The sequence below is a fragment of the Bacillus cereus group sp. N6 genome (genome assembly GCF_016483705.1).
In the GTDB taxonomy this organism is placed as follows: domain Bacteria; phylum Bacillota; class Bacilli; order Bacillales; family Bacillaceae_G; genus Bacillus_A; species Bacillus_A wiedmannii.
Genome location: NZ_JAEHBI010000017.1, coordinates 1 through 21,411 on the forward strand (window position 1 = coordinate 1; position 21,411 = coordinate 21,411).

Here is a 21,411-nt window from a genome sequence, read left to right on the forward strand (position 1 = left end):
TCACCGATCCAATTTGAAAAAAAGTTTTATGAAAAGCAACAATCTCAAGCTGCTTAACGAATAAAATGTCTCTGTTTGATTTGTCTATTTTCTTGACATAGTACCAATTTTCTCTGATTCATTAGCAGTCGGAAATTCAACGATGTTACTTCGTAATTGCATTATTCGCTTTACATCATCTAGTGTGGCAAGTTTAATTGTTTCTTGGACAGGTGTAATAGGTAAGTTGTTGTCATTTAGACATTCACAAAAATACATTTCATTTTTGACACCTAGTTGTATGCTCGGAGCGGTTTCAAATCTTTCTACAATAGTTGATTTGCCAGAGAGTTTAAGCGGCTTATAGGCGGAAATAAGTGCCTCATAATCAATGGTAATAAATTCTTTTTTACTATAGGGTATAAATGCATCATGGAAGCGGAGCAAAATCGATTTTAATGTTCCATTCTCTTTAAATACGCCCCATAATTCTTGAAAGTCTGTTTCATAACCGAAAGCTTCTAAATCCCCAATAATAAACAAGTTAAGGGCTGCTTCTTCTTTTAGGTAATCGAATACTTGTTCATGATCCTTCATTGTTAATTTTCGCATCATAACGAATCTACCTCTTTTTTTATTTTTCTAAATATTACAACTTAAGTTTTTTGCAATCAATATAAAATTTTATGTTTAGTTCACCAACTTTCGGAAAAACTAGGAAAGATATGACAAAGGAGGTTATGAACGGTGGATCATCCAATTCAAGGGTTAATGAAAGCGGCAATGGAAAATTTAAAAGAAATGGTCGATGTAAATACGATTGTTGGAGAGCCTGTTCAAACGGCTGACGGTGGTGTGGTGTTAACGGTTTCTAAAGTAGCGTTCGGTTTTGGAGCAGGAGGTTCTGATTTCCAAACGAATGATGGCCAAAGAGCGAACGGTAACCCTGCATTTGGTGGCGGTAGCGCGGGTGGTGTTTCTATTACACCAGTAGCATTTCTTGTAGTGAATAAAGATGGAGTAAATATTCTGCATCTACAAAATGCGACACATTTAGCAGAAAAAATGATTGAATTAGCTCCACAAACAATTGATAAAATTCAATCGATGTTCCAAAAAGATGAAAAGAAAGAGGGAAATCATCATCCTCAAAACCCAGATGAAATCCTTTAAAAACACCTGCTCACGAGCAGGTGTTTTTTCTTGTAATCACTATGTAATAAAACACATGAAATTGTAAATAGTTTTTGAATTTTTTTCTATGTTTCTAAAATTTTTCATGTTAAAATATGCTATAGAATTGAAACATATAAAACGAAGGTGGCTAGGTGCTTTGTCTGGAGGATCTGACCAAGTAAAAAATATGATATATATTAATGGTAATCGTCGGGGTCATTGTTTTATTACATCAGGAATTACGTTTAAAGAGTTTGCAAGTAACATCCCTTCACCGCTTCATCAAGTGTTGCTTTTGAAGCATAACTTTGAATGGACAGATTTTCATTATCATACTTTATTTGAATATGTTGAGGAAGAAAATATACATAAGCTAATTCAAGCAGAGATTGATGAATTTGATGAATTTTGTTGGGTAGATTTTGATGATGCAAGCGATTTAGATGAATTAGAGCCAAAAGAAATTGCAGAGCTTTTATATTTGGCTCACAAAAAAGAACCACTTGCAAGAACATTCTTTCCGCTATTGAAAAATAGATTTGTTTATTTTTCACATGATGACGGATGGTACAACAAAGTGTATTATCGTAGAATTGCTGACTTTGTAGGGATGTTAAGTAAAGTCATTCCTTATAAACTCGGTGCTTTTGGTAAGAAACGTTTTTCTTTGTTCCAAAAATCAAAAATTTTCCCAGCAATTTCGAAAGAAGTGATCATGGGGCTTCTTCCATTAATGGAGGATGGTCTTTATATTGATCTAGCAGGGAAAATTGAGTCAAGAAGAGGTCTTGAAATTCCGGTATATGTAGTTGGTTCGTATGAAAGTACGGATGAGGTGCTAGATAATATCGATGAATTGAAAGAAGAAGCAACAGAGACAGGCTGGCTTATTTTTGATAAGAAAGAACAAGAATGGCAATGGGTTGTGGACTAAGAAAACTTGGCGCATGAAGTCAAGTTTTCTTGTCATTTGAAAGGAGTACAAATGAAGAAATATTATACAATTGTGGGTATTGTAAGTATTATTCTCGTAGCGATTTTACTTATTACTTGTCCGAAAGAATCGGATTTTAAAGTATATGTAGAGGATAAGTATGCATTGAAATGTGATGAGAGTAGTTTTGAATGCACACAAAATGTAGATGGTAAAAAAGAAAAATTACAATTTGAAAGTACAGATGCACGAAATGGTGTATTCTTTATGACTGCAAAGCAAACATTTAAAACAGAAGCTGGTGTTACGAAAGAATATAGTGGAGTAGGAATGTTTGGTACATTTCTTTTTGTTTCAGAGAAGACTTTCTAGTAATAGAAGGTCTTTTTCTTATGCTTATGTTCATATAGATGAAGTAAGACAAGCATAGGAGGGATAGTAATGAAGAATACATGTATCGTTTGCGGTGGTGAGGAGTTTTTTTCCTCAACTTTGTATGCACGTACGAAACAAGATTGGGCATATGCGCCAAACATGTACCGTTTTGAAAAGGTGTTTATTGAACATAGGGATGAAGAAAATTATCCAGTGTTTCAAGAAATTACAGCGAAACATTGCTGTGGATGCGGTCATATTATGTTGTATCACGAATGAACACACCAAGTATAACTTGGTGTGTTTTTTTTAAAATGCTGACAAAGAAAGCGGATAGAGTAAAGTAAATAAAACAGAAAAACTACCAAAACCAATTGCTGTATATCCAAGTGTTCTTGCTCCGAAATTGACAGCTAATAAGCCGACTAAAATCGCAAGAGAGCCGAGTGTAACTGGATAAAATGCAATTGAGAAAAGCGAAAGAAATAAAGCGACATAGCCTACCATTGCACCGGTGTTTGTACCTTCTATTTCATTTGCAATTTCTTTACGCTTATGTCTAATTGGTATGCCAGCTGGTGATATTTCAGCTGCATACTCTTCGTGTTTTTCACCACTTTTAAAATGATGATTTCTCTTTCTTCGCATGTACATCCCTCTCTTTCAATTGGGTGTACCTATAGTATCTTACACAAAGAGAAGAACATGAGTATGAGTTAAACCCAAGTAAAGCAAAAATTGGAGAATAAAGATTCCATTATTAGCTTGTACATCTCCTAATGAAGATAAACAGGAATTTTGGAAAATGATGTAGAATGAAATGAATGATAAAACGTGAAGGCAGGGGAATGTATGACGAAATTTAATTGGCATGAATCAGCAGAGAAAAAATGGGATAGTAGTGCAGAATTTTGGAATCAAAATAGTCAAGAGATGTGGGACAGCGGGAGTAGGAGTACAATTATTCCATTTTTTGAACAGTATGTGAAGAAAGAAGCTCAGGTGCTCGATGTTGGTTGTGGGGATGGATATGGTACATATAAATTAAGTCGCGCGGGCTATAAAGCAGTTGGAGTAGATTTATCAGAAGTGATGATTCAAAAAGGGAAGGAGCGTGGAGAAGGACCGAATTTATCTTTTATAAAAGGGGATCTTTCTTCCTTACCATTTGAAAATGAGCAATTTGAATCAATTATGGCAATAAATTCTTTAGAATGGACCGAGGAGCCATTACGAGCATTAAATGAGATAAAGCGCGTTTTAAAAAGAGATGGGTATGCATGTATTGCAATTTTAGGACCGACAGCAAAGCCTCGAGAGAACAGTTATCCTCGTTTATATGGCAAAGACGTTGTTTGTAATACGATGATGCCTTGGGAGTTTGAACAGTTAGCGAAAGAACAAGGTTTTGAAGTTGTAGATGGCATCGGTGTATATAAGCGCGGAGTAAATGAGAAGATGCTAGGTCAACTACCTATCGAGTTACAACAATCGTTAACATTCTTATGGGTATTTATGTTAAAAAACGCATAAAGAAATGAAAGAATTTTTAGGAGGTAAATAAGTGCAGAAAATACAAAAAACTGATACAATATCATCAGAACCAATTAAAGGGGGACTAGGGTATATGACAACTACTACAACAGTTAAATCCGATATTGAAATCGCGCAAGAAGCGAGTATGAGGAAGATTCAAGAAATTGCAGCTGAATTAAATATTTTAGAAGATGAATTAGAGCCATACGGGCATTATAAAGGTAAGTTATCTCTTGATATTTTTAAGCGCTTACAGGATGAGAAAGACGGTAAAGTTGTTTTAGTAACAGCGATTAACCCAACTCCAGCTGGAGAAGGTAAATCAACAGTAACAGTTGGTTTAGGTCAAGCTTTTAATAAAATTGGTAAGAAAACAGTAATTGCACTTCGCGAACCATCTCTTGGACCAACGATGGGACTAAAAGGCGGGGCAGCAGGTGGCGGTTTTTCACAGGTTGTACCTATGGAAGACATTAACCTTCACTTTACTGGAGATATTCATGCGATCACAACTGCTAATAACGCGTTAGCGGCGTTTATTGATAATCATATCCAACAAGGGAACACACTTGGAATTGATACGCGTAAAATCGTTTGGAAACGCTGTGTTGACTTAAATGATCGTGCCCTACGTAACGTAGTAATTGGTCTTGGTGGACCAGTTCAAGGTGTACCACGTGAAGACGGTTTTGATATTACAGTAGCATCTGAAATTATGGCCGTATTCTGCCTTGCAACAGATATTCAAGATTTAAAAGCTCGTCTATCTCGCATCGTAGTTGCTTATAACTTTGCAAATCAACCTGTAACGGTTAAAGATTTAGGTGTAGAAGGTGCGTTAACACTATTATTAAAAGACGCATTAAAACCAAACTTAGTGCAAACGTTAGAAAATACACCAGCTATCATTCACGGTGGACCATTTGCGAATATCGCTCACGGTTGTAACAGTGTTATCGCTACAACAATGGCCGCAAAATTAGGTGATTATGTTATTACAGAAGCTGGATTTGGTGCTGATTTAGGTGCAGAGAAGTTTTTAGATATTAAAGCTCGTGCAGCTGGCATTAAACCAGAAGCAGTTGTTATTGTTGCGACTATTCGTGCGCTTAAAATGCATGGCGGCGTAGCAAAAGATCAATTAAAAGAAGAAAATGTAGATGCATTAGCAAAAGGTATGGAAAACTTACAGAAGCATGTTGAAACAATTCAAAGCTTCGGTGTGCCTTTCGTAATTGCAATTAATAAATTTATTACAGATACAGATGCAGAAGTTGCATACTTACAAGATTGGTGCAATGAGCGTGGCTATGCAGTATCCTTAACGGAAGTTTGGGAGAAGGGTGGCCAAGGCGGAGTTGACCTTGCTGAAAAAGTATTAAAAGAAATTGAAAAAGGTGAGAACAACTACGCACCACTTTATGAATTAGAATTACCATTAGAAGAAAAAATCCGTACAATTGCTCAAAAAGTGTATGGTGCAAAAGATATTGAATTTGCTCCGAAAGCACGTAAGCAATTAGCTCAATATGAAGGAGAAGGATGGAGTAACCTACCAATTTGTATGGCTAAAACACAATACTCTCTTTCTGACGATGCAACAAAATTAGGTCGTCCGTCTGACTTTATCGTTACAATTCGTGAGCTAAAACCATCAATTGGTGCAGGGTTTATCGTTGCGTTAACAGGAACAATGTTAACAATGCCAGGCCTTCCAAAACAGCCAGCAGCACTACAAATGGATGTAAATGAAGATGGAAAAGCAGTAGGTTTATTCTAAAAGGTTGTAATTCATCTCGTTTATCTGTAAACTATATATACATCAAGTGGCGCCTTTCCATCGAAAGGCGCCTGTTTTTTGGAGGAAATTATGTTTGATCCAACTGCTTTTGATAATTTAAAAGTAATCGTAGAAGGTGCTGTTTATGATTTTGATTTACATGGAGATATTCTTGTAACAGATCGAAAAGATATGATGGACCTTGCCTCATTAAGTCGTATATACCATATTTCATTTCAATTAACAGAACCGTTCGAACCGGTAGTAAAAGCAACATTTTCACTATCTGTAGATGCAAAGAACTTGTCTGGTGAAATATTGGAAGTACCACAATTTACACCAGGTTGTGAAATGAAGTTAGCATTTTCATTCCCGATAGAAAAGCCAGAGGTAGTGTGTGAAGAAATTGAAAATTTCATGCATTCTATATGGGGAAAAGAAAGAATGATTACGCAGAAAATTTCATACGAATATAATAAGCGAGCGATTTCATATCATAATAAGGTAGAGGTTATATTTCAAAAAGCGATTACAGAAGACCATGTTGATGATTTAATAGCTGTTATTTCACACATGATAGAAACGGTGCGAACAATACAACATTTTCTTCAAAAATAGAGATAAAGGAGAAAAACAAATGATAAAAGATATGCAACCATTTTTACAACAAGCTTGGGAGAAGGCTGGTTTTAAAGAATTAACTGAAATTCAAAAACAAGCGATTCCAACTATTTTAGAAGGACAAGACGTTATAGCTGAATCTCCAACTGGAACAGGAAAAACATTAGCGTACTTATTACCCCTTTTACATAAAATTAATCCTGAAGTAAAACAACCACAAGTTGTTGTTTTAGCGCCAACACGTGAGCTTGTAATGCAAATTCACGAAGAGGTTCAAAAGTTTACAGCAGGGACTGAAATTTCAGGGGCATCTTTAATTGGTGGTGCAGATATTAAGCGCCAAGTTGAAAAATTAAAGAAACACCCGAGAGTAATTGTCGGTTCACCAGGACGTATTTTAGAATTAATTCGAATGAAAAAGCTAAAGATGCATGAAGTAAAAACGATTGTATTTGATGAGTTTGATCAAATTGTAAAACAAAAGATGATGGGCGCAGTACAAGATGTAATTAAATCTACAATGCGAGATCGTCAATTAGTATTCTTCTCGGCGACAATTACAAAAGCGGCAGAAGATGCTGCACGTGATTTAGCAGTTGAACCACAATTAGTACGTATAACACGTGCAGAGTCAAAAAGCTTAGTTGAGCATACGTATATCATTTGTGAGCGACGCGAAAAAAATGATTACGTAAGAAGAATTATGCATATGGGCGATGTAAAAGCAGTTGCTTTCTTAAATGACCCATTCCGTTTAGATGAAATTACTCAGAAATTGCAATTCCGTAAAATGAAAGCAGCGGCTCTTCATGCAGAGGCAAGTAAGCAAGAGCGTGAAGCAACGATGCGTGCTTTCCGCGGCGGGAAATTAGAAATTCTACTTGCTACTGATATTGCAGCACGCGGTATTGATATCGATGATTTAACACATGTAATCCACTTGGAGTTACCAGACACAGTAGACCAATATATTCACCGCTCAGGACGTACAGGACGTATGGGTAAAGAAGGAACAGTCGTTTCTCTTGTAACACAACAAGAAGAGCGTAAATTACTTCAATTTGCAAAAAAACTAGGCATCGTATTTACGAAGCAAGAAATGTTCAACGGATCATTTGTAGAAACGAAACCGAAAGCACCAAAGAAAAAGAAGCCAGCATTTACTGGGAAGAAAAAGCCTAGATAAATAAAGAGAAAGACGTAACTATTTGTAGTTACGTCTTTTTTGTTTGTAATTGAATGAAAGAGGAATAATAATAGTACCTGTAGAAACCTACATAGAATATAAAAACCATTAGGGGGAAATGAAATGATCCATAAAGTTGGACAAATTATGCTGTATGTAAATAATCAAGATGAGGCAGTACATTTTTGGACGGAAAAGGTAGGGTTTCATGTAGTTGCAGAGGAAGATAATAAGCAAGGAATGAGATGGGCTGAGATTGCTCCGACTAGCGGTGCAGAAACGAGCATTATATTACATAATAAAGAAGTGATTTCTAAGATGAGCCCAGAATTAAATCTTGGTACACCATCTTTAATGTTCTTCTCAGAAAATCTTGATCAATTATATACAGATTTAAAAAATAAAAATGTTACTGTTGGTGAAATGGTAACAATGCCTTCTGGTAAAGTATTTAACTTTGCTGATAGTGAAGAGAATTATTTTGCGGTTATGGAAAAGAACAAATAATAATATTGCTATGTGAAAATCCCCCTCAAATATATTGAGGGGGATTACATGTTTGAAGTGGATTTTTCATTAGAGAGTTGATTAATAAAAAATGCCCCTTTTTCAATAGCTGTTTCAATATAACCAACGATTTGATCGAACGTAAATACTTGTAAGTTTTCATGTAAATGTTGCTCTGGATACAACATATCTTCAAAAAGATACTTTCGAAAAGCTAAAACGTTTTCTTTAGAAACCTCTTCAATATCTATAATGTGAGCCTCTTGATTGAGAAGAGAGAAGAGCCGTTGTTCTTTATCGTAATGATAAAGTAATTTTGCGTTCAATAATTTAAAGTCGTTGTAGTACATAGGCGCGATAGTTTCGTCATTTTCGATTCTGTTTTTAAGCCAAGGTAGAAAAAAGCCGCTTAGCCAATTATCATCGGCAATGAGGTGGGTGCAATAGCCTAGGAGAAAAGGGGACTCCATATAATCTTTATATTTATGAATAAATGATCCATAATCAATTCGTCTCGTATAGTCTTTTGTTGAGCCGGCGTAAAAATGTGAGGTGACTTTTTCTATCTTTGAATGCACAGCATCGGGGGCTACGCCTCCAAGTATAAAAGAAGTTTTATCTTGAATAGATAATTTCTCGGCAATCCTGTTAGCGATAATAGCATGCATAATTCGTGATCCCATGAATGACACCTCGGTTTCAAGTATTCATTTCAGGAAGGGGACTGAACAGTTAGTATTACTTTCCCTGTACTTTTTCTACTTTCGACCCATTCATGTGCTTTCCCTGCATCTTGAAGTGGAAAAGATTTCGCAGCTTTCATTTTCAGACGGCCATCACGTAAATAACGGAAAACTTCATTTGCAGTTTTTTGGAGTAGTTCAGGACGTTTTTTTCGTGTAGTACCAAAACTAAAACCGAGTATAGAGCGGCAACTTGCGTGTAAATCTTTCGTTTGGAAGTTACCAATTTCACCGCTTGCATTTCCGAAATGAACGAGGCGACCATAATAAGCAAGACATTTTAAACTTCTTTCCGAAACCGTTCCAGAAATAGAATCTAAAATTACATCAACCCCTTCACCGTTGGTCAGCTCATTGACTTTCTCTACAAAATCTACATCTTGACGACATATAACATAATCAGCTCCAGCGTCTAAAGCGATTTTACTTTTCGCTTCATTTCCGACAGTACCGATAACAGTTCCAGCCCCTAATAGTTTAGCGATTTGAATTGCTGTCGTACCAATCCCACCAGCAGCTGCATGAATGAGTACAGACTCATCTTGTTGAAGCCTTGCTACATTTGCGAGTAAATTATAGCTTGTAAAAGATACAATCGGACAAGCAGCTGCAGTTTGAAAATCGACTTCATCAGGCAAAGTAAAAGTAAGGTTTTCGTTTGCGACAACGTATTCTGCGTAAGAGCCATCTTGAGGAAAAGCAATGACACGTTGTCCAGGATAAATATTTTTCACATGAGAACCGACTCGTTCTACAACACCAGCGGCATCTATCCCTGGTATAAAAGGTAGTGCTTTATTTCCTTTTTTACCATAACGGGATTTAATATCGGCGAAATTTATACTAGTAGCAACAACGCGAATCAAAACTTGATCTTCTGAAATAGCCGGCATATCCACATCTGTATATTTCATTACTTCAGGACCACCGAACGACGTTACAATGATAGCTTTCATTATATATCCTCCTAAATTTGACTATATAAATCATTTTAAATGTTCATTAGAAATTGGAAAATTATATAATAGTTATGTGTGATTATAAGTGAAGCTTATGAACATATTGAATCATTATATTAATCTATATAAAAAAACTTTTGAAAAAATCGAACGAAATGTCAATTACTTGCCAATATATAGTGTAAGACAAAGGAGGGATGGTATATGAAGGTTGAAACAGTGTATACAGATTTGATCCAATTAACTTTATCAGGCAATAAAGAAGCATATAGCAAGTTGTATGATAAAACGATTCAAGAAGTATATAAAACAGCACATTTTTTAGTTGAAGATAAAACGGATGTAGATGATGTCGTTCAAGAAATATACATACAGTTATATGAATCGCTTCGTAAGTATGATAGCAAGAAACCATTTCGCCCTTGGCTAATTGGACTTGCGATTAAACAAATTCACTCTTATAGAAGAAAGAGGTGGATGCGATTACGAATTATAAAAAAAGCAGAAGAGCAAAGAAAACCGGAACAAATTGATTTTTCTAACGATGTTGTAAGTAAAATATCAAACAAAAAACTAATCGAACTCATTCATAAATTACCGTATAAATTGAAACAAGTTATTATCTTAAGATACTTACACGATTATTCACAAGAAGAAGTAGCACAAATATTACATATTCCAATTGGTACTGTGAAATCTAGAATTCACGCAGCATTAAAAAAACTACGTCAAATAGAGCAAGTAGAAGAAATCTTTTTAGGAGAGGTAGGGAATGTGAAATGAGTTTAGATTGCAGAATTAGAGAATCTATACAAGAGGAAGCGAATGGGATTGTTGCCCCGCCGGAGTTAAAAGAAAAGGTAATCGTTCAAATAAAAATGAATCACGGCGGGAGTAAGATGAAGAGACGCCTTATTGCAGGAGTGCTTGCAGCAGCATTTTTAATCCCAACGACTGGTTTTGCTTACCAATCTATTATGGCGGATGGTATATACGGGTCGTTTGAGAACTTAAAAAAACATGCCGGAGCGATGACATTAGAAGCGTATATGCGTTTTAATGCAAAGTTATCAGAAGCGAAAGACGAAATGGGTGCGAAGGAATATGAAGAGTTTACAAAAGAACTAAAGAAATTAACAAATGCAAAGCTTGCGTACGGGGATTCGAACGGTAATATTAATTATGATCAATTATCACCAGGAAAAAGAGAAGAAATGAAAAATTTAAGTATGAGCCTTCAACCATACTTTGATAGATTAAATGGTCATAAATCTAGTAAAGAAGTATTAACACAAGAAGAGTTTGACCGTTATGTGGAAGCTTTAATGACATATGAAATCGTACAAGTAAAGACAAAATCAACTGGTGGGATGAAAGTAGAAGAAGTACCTGAGGCGTATAAAGAAAGATTTATTAATGCGGAGCAGTTTATGGAGTATGTAGATGAAAAGGTGAGATAAGTAAAAAGCTCAAAGCCTAAGCTGAGAGCTTTTTTATTGAAACGTAAAATTATTAACCACCTATTCCTTTTGCTAGCGATAAGAAATATACAAATACTAGTATTACTGCATTTAATGCTGTACCAACTATTCCGAATAACCAATTCTTTGATGCGATTGCAAAAAGAATACCGAGTAATGAAAGTATAGCTAGAATCGCAATAATTAAAGTTAAATTTGCATTAGGTCCTCTTAAAATAAAGAAAGAACATATACTTGCAAGAAACGTTAGAAACGAGAAAGCACCTAATTTATACATAATAAGTCTCCTCTGGATAAAATGCATTGTGATCTAAATACAACCAATTTAATTTTAACATAATTCCCCTTTTTGTTTATATCGGCTTTTACAAGTAATATCAGATTTATAAACAAACTGACCTAATTAGCAACACTTAAAAAATGGTTATCAATTATATTTTTTCATATTTGCAGTATCTTTTTGTATAAAACAATCTAAAAGTGAATAACCAGCTATTAAACTAATTATCGTAACAAAAGTTGTATTTATAAGAATAATATTAGCTAAATAAGGTAAGTATTGGCCAAGTGGTGAAAAGAGTAGAGCTGGGGAAAAGGAAATTAATATTGTAGGCACTGTAATAGCGATAAACTTATCCGGTTGAAAGCTCCAGTTTTGTTTACTCGTTTCGCGATTAATCGATTGAAGGAATCGTAATAATATGCCAACTATAAGAGGGAAGATTGTAAAGTAGAATAATCTTGGATAAACGTTAAAGTTCACCTGTGCGTCTGTATCTAAATAAAATTGAATTTTCACTCCGACAAATAATAATAAGACGATAAATAAGGTGAAGCAGAGATATAGCATCACTTTTTGCATTACATTCCACCATCCTTTACTCAAAATATATTCAAAAAAAGAAGAGATATACAATAACTACTGTTGTATATCTCTTCTTTTACGGTTATTTAATAGTGGAGTTTGCTTTTTCTTGCTTCGTGAAATAATCTATAATGCCCATCGCACTAATTTCTATATCTAAATGTAAAATGTTGTAAACAGAATGATCTGATGGAACGTTTAACTTTGTAAGATGAGAAGAGATCTTATCCATTAATACAGTGTGTAAAGCTTTAGTCGCTTCATCGAAATCATTATACTGTTCAAAGACTTCTTTACCAGTATGAACAAAAATAGGTAGCCAATGTTCCAGTTGGTTATATACTTCTGTAACATTGGATGATGCACCGTAATGGCCGAAATAAATAGTATCTACATTCATACTTTGAATATGATTTTTAGAAGCAATCATCGCATCTGGTTGGAATTGTGAAGGGGACGTTGATGGTAAATATAGTTCGACATCAAGGTCTGCGAGTTCTCTATAATAAATTCCAATTGTATCGCCAGTAAAAATGCCGTTTGTTAATGAATCGTGAATGCTAGTATGGTGCTTAGCATGTCCCGGTGTATCGTAAAATGTAAGTGTACGGTCTGCGGCAATTTTTAACGTATCACCATTTTGTACAATATGAACACGTTCTTCTTCTATAGGAAGAATTAGATCAAATAGTTTATCGAAATCTTCTTTGTATACAGCTTTTGCGCCTAAAATGAGTTTTGTTGGATCAATCATATGACGAGCACCGCGAGAATGCACATATAAAGTAGCGTTTGGGCATTTTTCCATCATTAAACCAGCAGCACCGGCGTGATCTAAATGAACATGTGTAACGATAATGTTTTTAACTTCGTTTAAATCAATATGTAATTGTTGTAAGCCGTCTAAAATATACGGAAGAGAAGGGGCTGCACAAGTTTCAATTAAAGTAATATCGTCACCTAATAAAACGTACGTACCAGTTCGTTCATTATGTTGTAAATCAAAATCATCAATAAGATATAGGTGAGAAGATAATTGCTCTACTTTTTTCATCATTACCACTCCTTAGTTACTGTATGTTTCTATTATACGCTAAAATAGAAAAAAGGCAGAAAACGAAAGCTCGTCTTCTGCCTTTTTAAAGTGTTATTATTTCGTTTGTTCTTTATTGATAGACATAACGAACAGTCCAACTATGCCACCAACGATTGGAAGCATAATTTCTCCTGCTAAATTAAAGTAGGAGCTTAAAAATAAACCATTTACATCGATTACCCAGCCAATCACATACAATAACATCATATATAGTACGAAATAAAACTCGCGATTTGAAATCGTTTCATGTTGTGCAGTTTTCATAATGAACACCATCCTTTTCTTTTATAATGGAATATAAACTGTCACATTTTGTTCACAATTTAATTGTAAAACTTTCCATCATAAAAGTCTAGTAGTTTGTGTCGAATTTTTGAACAGAAATAAAGCGCTATCATATTGGGGTGTAAGTACGTAATAAGAGCTGTATATTAATGAATGTAGTATAGTATAAACATAGAATGATAGTGAAGAGAGGGGTAAGGAAAATGACAGTTTATGATTTTTCAGCTAAAACGATAACAGGAGAAGGTAAATCGTTAAAAGATTACGAAGGAAAAGCACTTCTTATTGTAAATGTAGCTAGCAAGTGTGGTTTTACACCGCAATATAAAGGTTTACAAGAAATATATGATAAATATAAAGACCAAGGACTAGAAATACTCGGTTTCCCTTGTAACCAATTCGGAGGACAAGAACCAGGTACAGAAGCAGATATTACTAGTTTTTGTGAATTAAACTATGGTGTGAATTTCCCGATGTTTGCAAAGGTTGATGTGAAAGGTGATAAGGCACATCCTCTGTATACATACATGACAGAACAAGCTCCAGGTTTACTCGGTATGAAAGCAGTGAAATGGAATTTTACTAAGTTTTTAATTGGAAAAGACGGGAAAGTAGTAGGGCGTTTTGCGCCGCAGACGAAGCCGGTGGATTTAGAGGTTGAGATTGAGCAGGTACTTGGAGAATAACTAGAAGTTTCACTTTATTAAAAAAGCCTCAAAGAACAATGTAGTTCTTTGAGGCTTTTTCTATCAACTCACATTATCAAGATTAAATCGCTGAATGGAAGTCATTTGATTTAGGCGGAGAGGCTGCTTTTTTCATAAGAATTTCCCATAAGTGTACGGATTTCTTCCATTCTGCTACGGCCTGTCCCTTTTGATACATAGCGTTCTCATAACTGAAAGTAAGTTGTTGCATATGAGCCGAGTTGTAAAGTGTATCAATGTGGAGAGCATATTCTCGGAATGTTTGACTGTCCCCTCGTGGTATACCAATTCTGCTAAATTGTTTTAAAAGTGCACCGTAAGCTTTGCTATAAACAGCATCATCTTTTCGGTATTTGTAGAAAAGAATAATAAAAAATGTAATCCATTGCATTCTAGTAGCGAAGAGAGTGTATCCTATAATACTAATTAGTATCGTAGAGAGGAATACGTACCACCAAGAAAGTTCATTTTTAGAATTTGTAAGCTTTTTAGTAGGAGCGTCTTCTGTATCTTCAATTAAACTTTTGAGCTTTGCTTCATTGTTTCTTTGGTGCATTTGCGTATTTTGAGACTTAGTTTCTTCGCTATTTTGTAAAGTAGGAGCAGGAGTATTATTTGTGAAATTATAGGGATTGGTAAATCCTTTTGTTGGTTCGAATGGAATCCATCCGTATCCTGGGAAATATACTTCGACCCAAGAGTGTGCGTTATCGTTCGCAATTTTATATACATCCTCACCTTCTGCACCAACTAGTGTGTTATCAAGAGTTCCTTCTGTATAACCTTTTACCCATCGAGCAGGGATCCCAGCAGAACGAAGTAACACAATCATAGATGTCGAAAAATTATTACAGTAGCCGCTTTTTGTATCAAAAAGGAATTGATCAACATAATCTTGATTTTTGGCAGGGAACAACACATTCATTGTTTCATATACGAAAGAATGGTCGGTGAAGTAATTTTCAATAGCTAATACTTTATCATATCGGTTGTCTTTATCATTTGTTAGATTAACAGCTAAGTCTCTTACTCGCTGCGGTAATGATTCGGGAAGTTGCGTGTACTTTGTCATGAAATAAGGATTTGTTTCTTGACCTTCATTCGTTTTTACAGCTTTCAAGTTTTCTATGGAAAACTCCGGGACCCCATATGTTACTTTATATGAATTTAAAGTAGTAGAAGAACCTCCGTCCATCGTATAGATTTTTTCAGAAAATGGGTCAACGCTGTATGATACATCTGAAGAAGCCTCAACTGATATTAACCCTGCTGGATAGGTAAGATGAGGATATCTTTTTTGCATGTTGATTGTTGCCTTAGTTGTCTCCGTTTTTGTATTTTGTTCGTACCAGCTCACGACGTCGTTTTTATTTTTAAAAGAAACCTTTTTTTGATTTTCAGAAACTTCCCAGCCTTTTCCTGTATAAAAATCTTTCGTTTCGACTCTCCAATATTGTTTATTTTGCGTTTGTGCTGTGAAAACAATTGTAGGATCTGCCTTAAAAGGACCGCCTAATCGCGAGTCATCTAAACCATACCCAATTTTAGAAACTTCTTGTTTTTTACTTGCTTCGGATGTGTTGAATTTTAAAAAATCCATTGGGTTTGGCCATTGAGGGCCAAATTTTGGAGCAAAGTATGCGATAGTTGCTGACAATACAATAAATATTGTAAGAGGTTTAAGTAATTTTGAGATTTCTCTAGCATAATTTTGTAAGTGTTCCATCTCTTTTATTCGTTCTATGCGGAGAAGACTAAGCATAAAAAAGCCGATGACAACAGTACGAATAATAGCGTAGTTTGCATGATATAAATGTAAGTTATGAAAAACGGTGATATAAATAATAGTCAATATAAGAAATAACAACCCACGTTTTTTATGAATCATCCAAAAAGAGATGAAAGCACTCAAAAACCAAAAGGATAAAAAAAATAAAAGTGTTGGAAAAACTGGAGAGATATCCAGCAAATTCCCCTGAAATAACAGGGAGGAATTTCGAGAAATATCAGTGGAAAATTTCGTTAGCCAAGATGGATTTATAAAAGCATTTTTATAATATAGGAAATGAATGATGAATAAAATCGTGATGATCTTTATTGGAATCTGCCATTTTATTTGAAAAAAAGAGAGAGTGAAGCAAATCCCTATAAATATTACGAAAACATCTAATCTACCTACGTTTGTAATACCTACGAGGGGCCTTAGCCATTCTAGTAAAAGTAGAAATGCGCATGCATGCATGAAAAATCTAGTCATATCCCATTGTTTTTTTGCCTGTAATGTTATCATTTGCTCACCTCAAAAAACACGTTTGTATACTGGTTTCCATAAACCACATTTACAAATATTTGTCGTTTTTGTAGAGTTTCTAGAATACTGAGTTCTCGGTGTGAGAGTTCATTTGCTTTTTCTTTTACGACAAACACCATTAATTTTCTATTTTTTATAGCAGCAAAGTCAGCCGCCTTTTGAATATCGGGAGAAAGATCGCTTATCACGAGTATAATCGTGACGGGCTCATAAATTTTTCTTAATTCCATTTCTACACTCCGGGAGAGCGGGAATACACTATCTGCTTGTACTTTCGCTAAATGACAAAAGATTTGATGTAACTGACTATCTCCATTGTCTAAAGGGAAAAAAGTTCGTTCTTTTCCGACAGATACGAATGACGCCGGTGAATTTTGCTTCAAGACAGACCTGACAATAGAGGCAGTAAATGTGACGACTGATTCGAATAGAGGGGATGGGGTTCTGTCCATGAATATCATAATATTATGGCTGCGCCGTTGTTCAAACTCTTTCGTCATAATGTTGTTTGTTCGTGCAGTTGCTTTCCAATCAATCCACGAAAAACGATCACCAGGTTTATATTCCCTGACACCGACAGAAATGGTAGAGTCTTTTACTAAATTTATATTTGCTGAAAGTGCTCCTTGTTCGAAATGATTTTCCATTTGTCGATATGTTATATCTACATACTGAGGGTAGACTAAAAATGTATCTGGAACTGAAAAAGTTACTTCTTTCTCCATCATACCGAATAGATCGCCAGTTTTGACACGTACGCTTGAAAAAGAGTGCTCTCCTCTAGGGATTGTGTCAATTGCATATTGAAACGAAATATTTCGTTTCAATCCTGGAAAGAGTATTACTTTATTCATCTTCGTTTGTTTACAATTTGTAAATTGTGATGGCAGTTCATCTTCTATAATTAAATAAAGTAAGGGAAAAGGGAAACTTCTTTTTATTGTAATCGTACTTAAAAATGGTTCTCCTGCTACATATTCGTCTTGATTTGTTATTCGTTTTACCTCGGCGTTCCGTAAAGCAAAGAAGGGAAGCAATAGTGAATAAAGGCCAATAGGAATCGCACTGTAAAACAAAAACCAACTTACAAATCCTCCTTGAAGCATAGCGTATACAAATGTTAAGACTAGGCATAACGGAATGAGTGATAACTTAGTAAAATGATAGAGTGCTCGTAGTATCCGTTTCATCAAAGGTTCATCTTCCTTTGAGTAGGTACGGTAGTTCGCGCAACGATTTTTGCGATAACTTGTTCTCCTGTTATTCCTTCAAATTTTGCCTCCATTTTTAGAATGAGTCTGTGAGCTAACACGTAGGGAGCTAAAAATTTAACATCGTCTGGAATAACATAATTTCTACCATGGATGAATGCATAAGCTTGTGAAGCTTTCATTAAAGCAATCGAGCCACGTGGACTTGCACCTAGTTGAATAGAACTATAAGAACGAGTCTGACTAACAAGCTTTACAATGTAATGCTTGATTGCTTTTTCCATGCTTACTTCCCGTATGCTTTGTTGTAAATAAAGTAATTCTTCTATTGTTGTAATAGCTTGTAAATGGGAGAGGGGATTTGTTTTTTCCATCCTGTTTAAAATTTCAAATTCTTCTTCTTGTGTAGGATATCCCATTTTTAGTTTCAATAAGAAACGATCGAGCTGTGCTTCTGGTAAAGGATATGTTCCCTCATATTCGACCGGATTTTGCGTAGCCATTACAAAGAACGGTTTTGGTAACGGTCTTGTCATGCCATCTATTGTAATATTGCCTTCTTCCATACTTTCAAGTAAGGCAGATTGTGTTTTTGGAGATGTACGATTAATTTCATCAGCAAGTATAAAATTCCCCATGATTGGTCCAGGCTTGAACTCAAATTGGAGCTCTTTCGGATTATAAATAGAAACACCTGTAACATCTGACGGCAGTAAATCAGGTGTGAATTGAATGCGCTTGTAATCAGCATCAATTGATTTAGAAAGTGCACGTACTAACATTGTTTTCCCAACGCCAGGCACATCTTCTAATAGTACATGACCTTCAGCTAAGAGAGCTGTCAAAGCTAAGATCGTTTCTTTTCGCTTTCCGACCATTAACTTTTCAATATTGTTAATTATTTTTTCTATAATGGGATGTAATGAATCAAGCTGGTGCATCGTAATCCTCCTAATTTTATTATCGTTTTCTAATCTATTTAGTGAAAAATAGAATGTATCCGTCTAATTGCGGGCAGTAAAGATTCTATCTTTAATTCTGAGAATATTCAGATTATTTATCGCGATTACATCTAGTATAATTGTTTCCGTAACTTAGGGCAATATGGTAAATAATGATTTCTCGTTTTATATGAAAAGAGAAGCGGATAGGAAATTTAGTTATATGGATAGAGAGGGTGGAGAAGTATCAATATTTTTTAAACAATGAAAAAGAGGGACATGAGCATTGTTATTCATGTCCTGTGACTTATTTATTCAGCTATTTGCCGGGAGTAAAACTTTTATCTCAAAATTCGGTTGGAGCAAAGAAGTTAAGTGTGGGCTAATAATGAGTAGGATGAACAAAACCGCCCCACTTATTATAGTTTCATTTTACGCTCTTGTAATGGCACGCGGAAATAAAATATTATTTTCTAAATGAATATGCTCAAATAAATCAGACTCTAGCGCTTCGAGGCGTTGATAAACAAGTCGATAAGTGCCGCAAGCTCCTTCTGGAGGAGTAAAGTCATTTGTCACTTTACGAAGTTCTTTTATAATATTTCCGGCGTGGCTATGTTCATTTTCCAACTCATCTACTACCTTGCTTAACTTTTCATAGTTTTCATCAGTTGGATTTTGTTCGAATTCTAAAATTAATGGAAAATCTTCCGTTTCTTCTTTAATTAAATGCTGTTCTAATTCCATTTTAAGTTCATGAAATAGCTTATGAATTTGAGCTAAATGAGGCTGATTTACTCCATGAACACGTAATACTTTCGTCACATATGGACTTAACTGCGGTAACTCTTCATTTAAATAACGATGATGCTTATGAATTACATAATCAATCAATTCACGATAAGAAGCATTTTTCCAATCAATTTCAGATTCATTTAATCGTTTCGTATTATGATAAAGTGTATTTAACTTTGTAATTACTTCAGAAGCTGGTAAATTTCTTTCATGAATTGCATCAATAAGCGGCTTATTACCACCACAACAAAAATCTATTCTATAAGATTTAAAAAGATCACTAGCTTTCGGAAATTGTGTAACAATCTCACCAACAATTGAAGTTTCAGTAAATGTATGTTCCATATGAATGCCTCCATAAAGTTTAAATGTAATATCTAAATTAAGAATAGCGATAAATGAAAAACAATGTGGTGATTGAAATCACTTATTATGTGTCTGATTTGAGAATAATAGGAGTGTTATAAATGGAAGAGAGAGAGGAGGTAATTAGTCGCAATACTATTTGATAAAAAAAGAAGCTTACTAGAAGCTTCTTTTTTATACTATTTTTCACATGCAACTCCATCACCATCAAGTTTAGAGCTATAACCTGGTTGGTCTCTATATAAAGGAGCTTTCCCAGCACTTCTAACTGCGGCACAATTTGCGTAAGTTACATTACTATTGTTACTTGCGGCAGGTTGTGTTTGAGCTTGCTGTGCTTTTTTCTGTTCCTCTTGTTGTTTACGAGCTTGTTCATCAGCTTGGCGTTTTTGCTCTTCTTGTTGCTTACGAGCTTGTTCATCAGCTTGGCGTTTTTGCTCTTCTTGTTGTTTACGAGCTTGTTCTTCGGCTTGGCGTTTTTGCTCTTCTTGTTGTTTGCGAGTTTGCTCTTCGGTTTGGCGTTTTTGCTCTTCTTGTTGTTTGCGAGCTTGTTCTTCGGCTTGGCGTTTTTGCTCTTCTTGTTGTTTGCGAGCTTGTTCATCGGCTAGACGCTTCTCATCTTCTTGCTTTTGAGTTTTCTCGTCCGCTTCTTTCTTTTTATCATCTTTTTTCTCTGCATTATTAGAAGCGACTTGTTTATTTGTTGCTGTCGTCTTTTCAGAAGAAGGAGCTGAAATACTTGATAACGCACCAAAAATGACAAATAAAATAGCAGTGATAATAAATTGTTTTTTTGCTACACCTGTCTTTTTAATTACGGATAAGATTGCTAGAACAAGGAAAAAAATAAATAAAATTAAACTTAAAGTAGCAAAAAAATCGATGACTGGGTGTTCAGATTTTGTAGTGCCCATTCCTATTAAGAGAATTGAAATCATAAAAAGAATAACAGTAGGACGACCATATTGTTTTGCTTTTCCATTTTTCTTAAAGAATGAAATGATACATAGTATTAAAAGAATAAAAGCGATAAAAAATAAAGCTGCACCAATATTACTCAAAATCGCCATTTTTATACCGCCATTTGTAAGATTTTCACTATTGATTATATAGGAACTTATTGGATATTACACGATTTATATAGATTTAGAAAATTAGTATTTTTAATAGACTTATAAACATTTATTTCATATATAAGGAAAAAATGGATATATTTCCTATTACATTTTTAAATAGAATTCATAAAGTGTAATATAACGATTGAAAGGAGGGGGGTTAAATGGAATTTCAATTATTGGTAACTTGTATATTACAAGAAGGTAATGCTTTCTTTTTAGTAACGAAAGTAGACGATGTTATTACGTTAAAAGTACCGATTACTGCGGGAGTAGCAGGTTTATTCTTAGCTTTAGGTGTACCAAGATGTTCTTAATTTAAGTTTCTAGAGTAGAAGGGAAGGGATATACCTTTCTCTTCTACTCTTACATAATATGATTATGTAAACTAAAATATTGTTTTGTAATAGCACGTTTAAAATGGACATGCATATACTATAAT

At 34.9% G+C, this 21,411-nt stretch carries 25 protein-coding genes and 1 pseudogene; 13 read left to right on the top strand and 13 right to left on the bottom strand.

Annotation, left to right across the window (positions count from 1 at the left end; translation table 11 throughout):
* Positions 1 to 105 precede the first annotated feature (105 nt).
* Positions 106 to 594 (bottom strand): annotated as a pseudogene (locus JDS99_RS14000) (GNAT family N-acetyltransferase); the annotation flags it as partial.
* A gap of 132 nt (positions 595 to 726) precedes the next feature.
* On the opposite strand from JDS99_RS14000, the gene ytfJ reads away from it, so the two are divergent.
* From ytfJ to JDS99_RS14020, 4 genes are all read left to right on the top strand, one after another.
* Positions 727 to 1,152, top strand: a complete 426-nt coding sequence (gene ytfJ / locus JDS99_RS14005; protein WP_000349987.1) for a GerW family sporulation protein — start codon at positions 727 to 729, stop codon at positions 1,150 to 1,152.
* Between the two features lie 160 nt (positions 1,153 to 1,312).
* Positions 1,313 to 2,089 (top strand): oxalate:formate antiporter, encoded by a 777-nt coding sequence (locus tag JDS99_RS14010; protein ID WP_000014094.1) that lies wholly within the window; start codon positions 1,313 to 1,315, stop codon positions 2,087 to 2,089.
* A 51-nt stretch (positions 2,090 to 2,140) separates the two neighbouring features.
* Positions 2,141 to 2,461: a hypothetical protein gene (locus JDS99_RS14015; RefSeq protein ID WP_048540982.1), complete on the top strand. Its 321-nt coding sequence runs from the start codon at positions 2,141 to 2,143 to the stop codon at positions 2,459 to 2,461.
* Positions 2,462 to 2,530: 69 nt separating this feature from the next.
* Positions 2,531 to 2,743 (top strand): hypothetical protein, encoded by a 213-nt coding sequence (locus JDS99_RS14020; RefSeq protein WP_000798747.1) that lies wholly within the window; start codon positions 2,531 to 2,533, stop codon positions 2,741 to 2,743.
* Between the two features lie 30 nt (positions 2,744 to 2,773).
* On the opposite strand, the gene JDS99_RS14025 is transcribed toward JDS99_RS14020, so the two are convergent.
* Entirely contained in the window at positions 2,774 to 3,112 is a 339-nt protein-coding gene (locus JDS99_RS14025; RefSeq protein WP_060488565.1) for a hypothetical protein, read from the bottom strand.
* A 204-nt stretch (positions 3,113 to 3,316) separates the two neighbouring features.
* Between JDS99_RS14025 and JDS99_RS14030 the strand changes: the two genes are divergently transcribed.
* The 5 genes from JDS99_RS14030 (at position 3,317) to JDS99_RS14050 (ending at position 8,094) form a co-directional block, all read left to right on the top strand.
* The gene (locus JDS99_RS14030; protein ID WP_060488566.1) at positions 3,317 to 3,997 is read left to right on the top strand and encodes a class I SAM-dependent methyltransferase; all 681 of its coding nucleotides are present in this window, start codon (positions 3,317 to 3,319) and stop codon (positions 3,995 to 3,997) included.
* 94 nt (positions 3,998 to 4,091) lie between these two features.
* A complete protein-coding gene (locus JDS99_RS14035) occupies positions 4,092 to 5,780 on the top strand; it encodes a formate--tetrahydrofolate ligase (RefSeq protein ID WP_087983223.1) in 1,689 nt (562 codons plus the stop codon).
* A gap of 90 nt (positions 5,781 to 5,870) precedes the next feature.
* A complete protein-coding gene (locus JDS99_RS14040; protein ID WP_142310395.1) occupies positions 5,871 to 6,398 on the top strand; it encodes a hypothetical protein in 528 nt (175 codons plus the stop codon).
* A gap of 19 nt (positions 6,399 to 6,417) precedes the next feature.
* Positions 6,418 to 7,587, top strand: coding sequence for a DEAD/DEAH box helicase (locus JDS99_RS14045; protein ID WP_000588608.1), 1,170 nt, complete (start codon positions 6,418 to 6,420; stop codon positions 7,585 to 7,587).
* Between the two features lie 123 nt (positions 7,588 to 7,710).
* Entirely contained in the window at positions 7,711 to 8,094 is a 384-nt protein-coding gene (locus JDS99_RS14050) for a VOC family protein (RefSeq protein WP_199695232.1), read from the top strand.
* Positions 8,095 to 8,138: 44 nt separating this feature from the next.
* On the opposite strand, the gene JDS99_RS14055 is transcribed toward JDS99_RS14050, so the two are convergent.
* Both JDS99_RS14055 and JDS99_RS14060 read right to left on the bottom strand, forming a co-directional pair.
* On the bottom strand, positions 8,139 to 8,777 hold the full coding sequence (locus JDS99_RS14055) for a zinc dependent phospholipase C family protein (RefSeq protein ID WP_088063142.1): 639 nt from the start codon (positions 8,775 to 8,777) through the stop codon (positions 8,139 to 8,141).
* Positions 8,778 to 8,806: 29 nt separating this feature from the next.
* Complete coding sequence (locus JDS99_RS14060) at positions 8,807 to 9,793, bottom strand: quinone oxidoreductase family protein (protein ID WP_199695233.1); 987 nt, start codon at positions 9,791 to 9,793, stop codon at positions 8,807 to 8,809.
* 207 nt (positions 9,794 to 10,000) lie between these two features.
* Here JDS99_RS14060 and JDS99_RS14065 point away from each other — a divergent pair, with 207 nt between their 5' ends.
* Both JDS99_RS14065 and JDS99_RS14070 read left to right on the top strand, forming a co-directional pair.
* On the top strand, positions 10,001 to 10,579 hold the full coding sequence (locus tag JDS99_RS14065; protein WP_199695234.1) for a sigma-70 family RNA polymerase sigma factor: 579 nt from the start codon (positions 10,001 to 10,003) through the stop codon (positions 10,577 to 10,579).
* Positions 10,576 to 11,256 carry a DUF3600 domain-containing protein gene (locus tag JDS99_RS14070; RefSeq protein WP_000050663.1) on the top strand — a complete coding sequence of 227 codons (681 nt, stop codon included), beginning with the start codon at positions 10,576 to 10,578 and terminating at the stop codon, positions 11,254 to 11,256. Before JDS99_RS14065 ends, JDS99_RS14070 begins: the two co-directional genes overlap by 4 nt.
* A 52-nt stretch (positions 11,257 to 11,308) precedes the next feature.
* Here JDS99_RS14070 and JDS99_RS14075 read toward each other — a convergent pair whose 3' ends face one another.
* From JDS99_RS14075 to JDS99_RS14090, 4 genes are all read right to left on the bottom strand, one after another.
* The gene (locus tag JDS99_RS14075; protein ID WP_199695235.1) at positions 11,309 to 11,554 is read right to left on the bottom strand and encodes a hypothetical protein; all 246 of its coding nucleotides are present in this window, start codon (positions 11,552 to 11,554) and stop codon (positions 11,309 to 11,311) included.
* A gap of 150 nt (positions 11,555 to 11,704) precedes the next feature.
* Entirely contained in the window at positions 11,705 to 12,139 is a 435-nt protein-coding gene (locus JDS99_RS14080) for a hypothetical protein (protein ID WP_088063147.1), read from the bottom strand.
* An 85-nt stretch (positions 12,140 to 12,224) separates the two neighbouring features.
* Entirely contained in the window at positions 12,225 to 13,196 is a 972-nt protein-coding gene (locus JDS99_RS14085) for an MBL fold metallo-hydrolase (protein ID WP_199695266.1), read from the bottom strand.
* Between the two features lie 96 nt (positions 13,197 to 13,292).
* A complete protein-coding gene (locus JDS99_RS14090) occupies positions 13,293 to 13,502 on the bottom strand; it encodes a DUF3925 family protein (RefSeq protein WP_002127081.1) in 210 nt (69 codons plus the stop codon).
* A gap of 224 nt (positions 13,503 to 13,726) precedes the next feature.
* Here JDS99_RS14090 and bsaA point away from each other — a divergent pair, with 224 nt between their 5' ends.
* Positions 13,727 to 14,209 carry a glutathione peroxidase gene (bsaA, locus tag JDS99_RS14095; RefSeq protein WP_199695236.1) on the top strand — a complete coding sequence of 161 codons (483 nt, stop codon included), beginning with the start codon at positions 13,727 to 13,729 and terminating at the stop codon, positions 14,207 to 14,209.
* Positions 14,210 to 14,291: 82 nt separating this feature from the next.
* Here the strand turns inward: bsaA and JDS99_RS14100 are convergent, their stop codons facing one another.
* The 5 genes from JDS99_RS14100 to JDS99_RS14120 all read right to left on the bottom strand — a co-directional run bounded on the left by JDS99_RS14100 (position 14,292) and on the right by JDS99_RS14120 (position 20,924).
* A complete protein-coding gene (locus JDS99_RS14100; protein WP_199695237.1) occupies positions 14,292 to 16,520 on the bottom strand; it encodes a transglutaminase TgpA family protein in 2,229 nt (742 codons plus the stop codon).
* Positions 16,517 to 17,731, bottom strand: coding sequence for a DUF58 domain-containing protein (locus JDS99_RS14105; protein ID WP_199695267.1), 1,215 nt, complete (start codon positions 17,729 to 17,731; stop codon positions 16,517 to 16,519). Before JDS99_RS14105 ends, JDS99_RS14100 begins: the two co-directional genes overlap by 4 nt.
* Positions 17,731 to 18,693: an AAA family ATPase gene (locus JDS99_RS14110; protein WP_131933037.1), complete on the bottom strand. Its 963-nt coding sequence runs from the start codon at positions 18,691 to 18,693 to the stop codon at positions 17,731 to 17,733. Before JDS99_RS14110 ends, JDS99_RS14105 begins: the two co-directional genes overlap by 1 nt.
* 432 nt (positions 18,694 to 19,125) lie before the next feature.
* Positions 19,126 to 19,833 carry an iron-sulfur cluster repair di-iron protein gene (gene ric, locus JDS99_RS14115; protein WP_199695238.1) on the bottom strand — a complete coding sequence of 236 codons (708 nt, stop codon included), beginning with the start codon at positions 19,831 to 19,833 and terminating at the stop codon, positions 19,126 to 19,128.
* Between the two features lie 200 nt (positions 19,834 to 20,033).
* The gene (locus tag JDS99_RS14120; protein WP_199695239.1) at positions 20,034 to 20,924 is read right to left on the bottom strand and encodes an excalibur calcium-binding domain-containing protein; all 891 of its coding nucleotides are present in this window, start codon (positions 20,922 to 20,924) and stop codon (positions 20,034 to 20,036) included.
* 209 nt (positions 20,925 to 21,133) lie between these two features.
* Here JDS99_RS14120 and exsG point away from each other — a divergent pair, with 209 nt between their 5' ends.
* Entirely contained in the window at positions 21,134 to 21,286 is a 153-nt protein-coding gene (exsG, locus tag JDS99_RS14125; protein ID WP_000395678.1) for an exosporium protein ExsG, read from the top strand.
* The last annotated feature ends 125 nt before the right edge of the window (positions 21,287 to 21,411 follow it).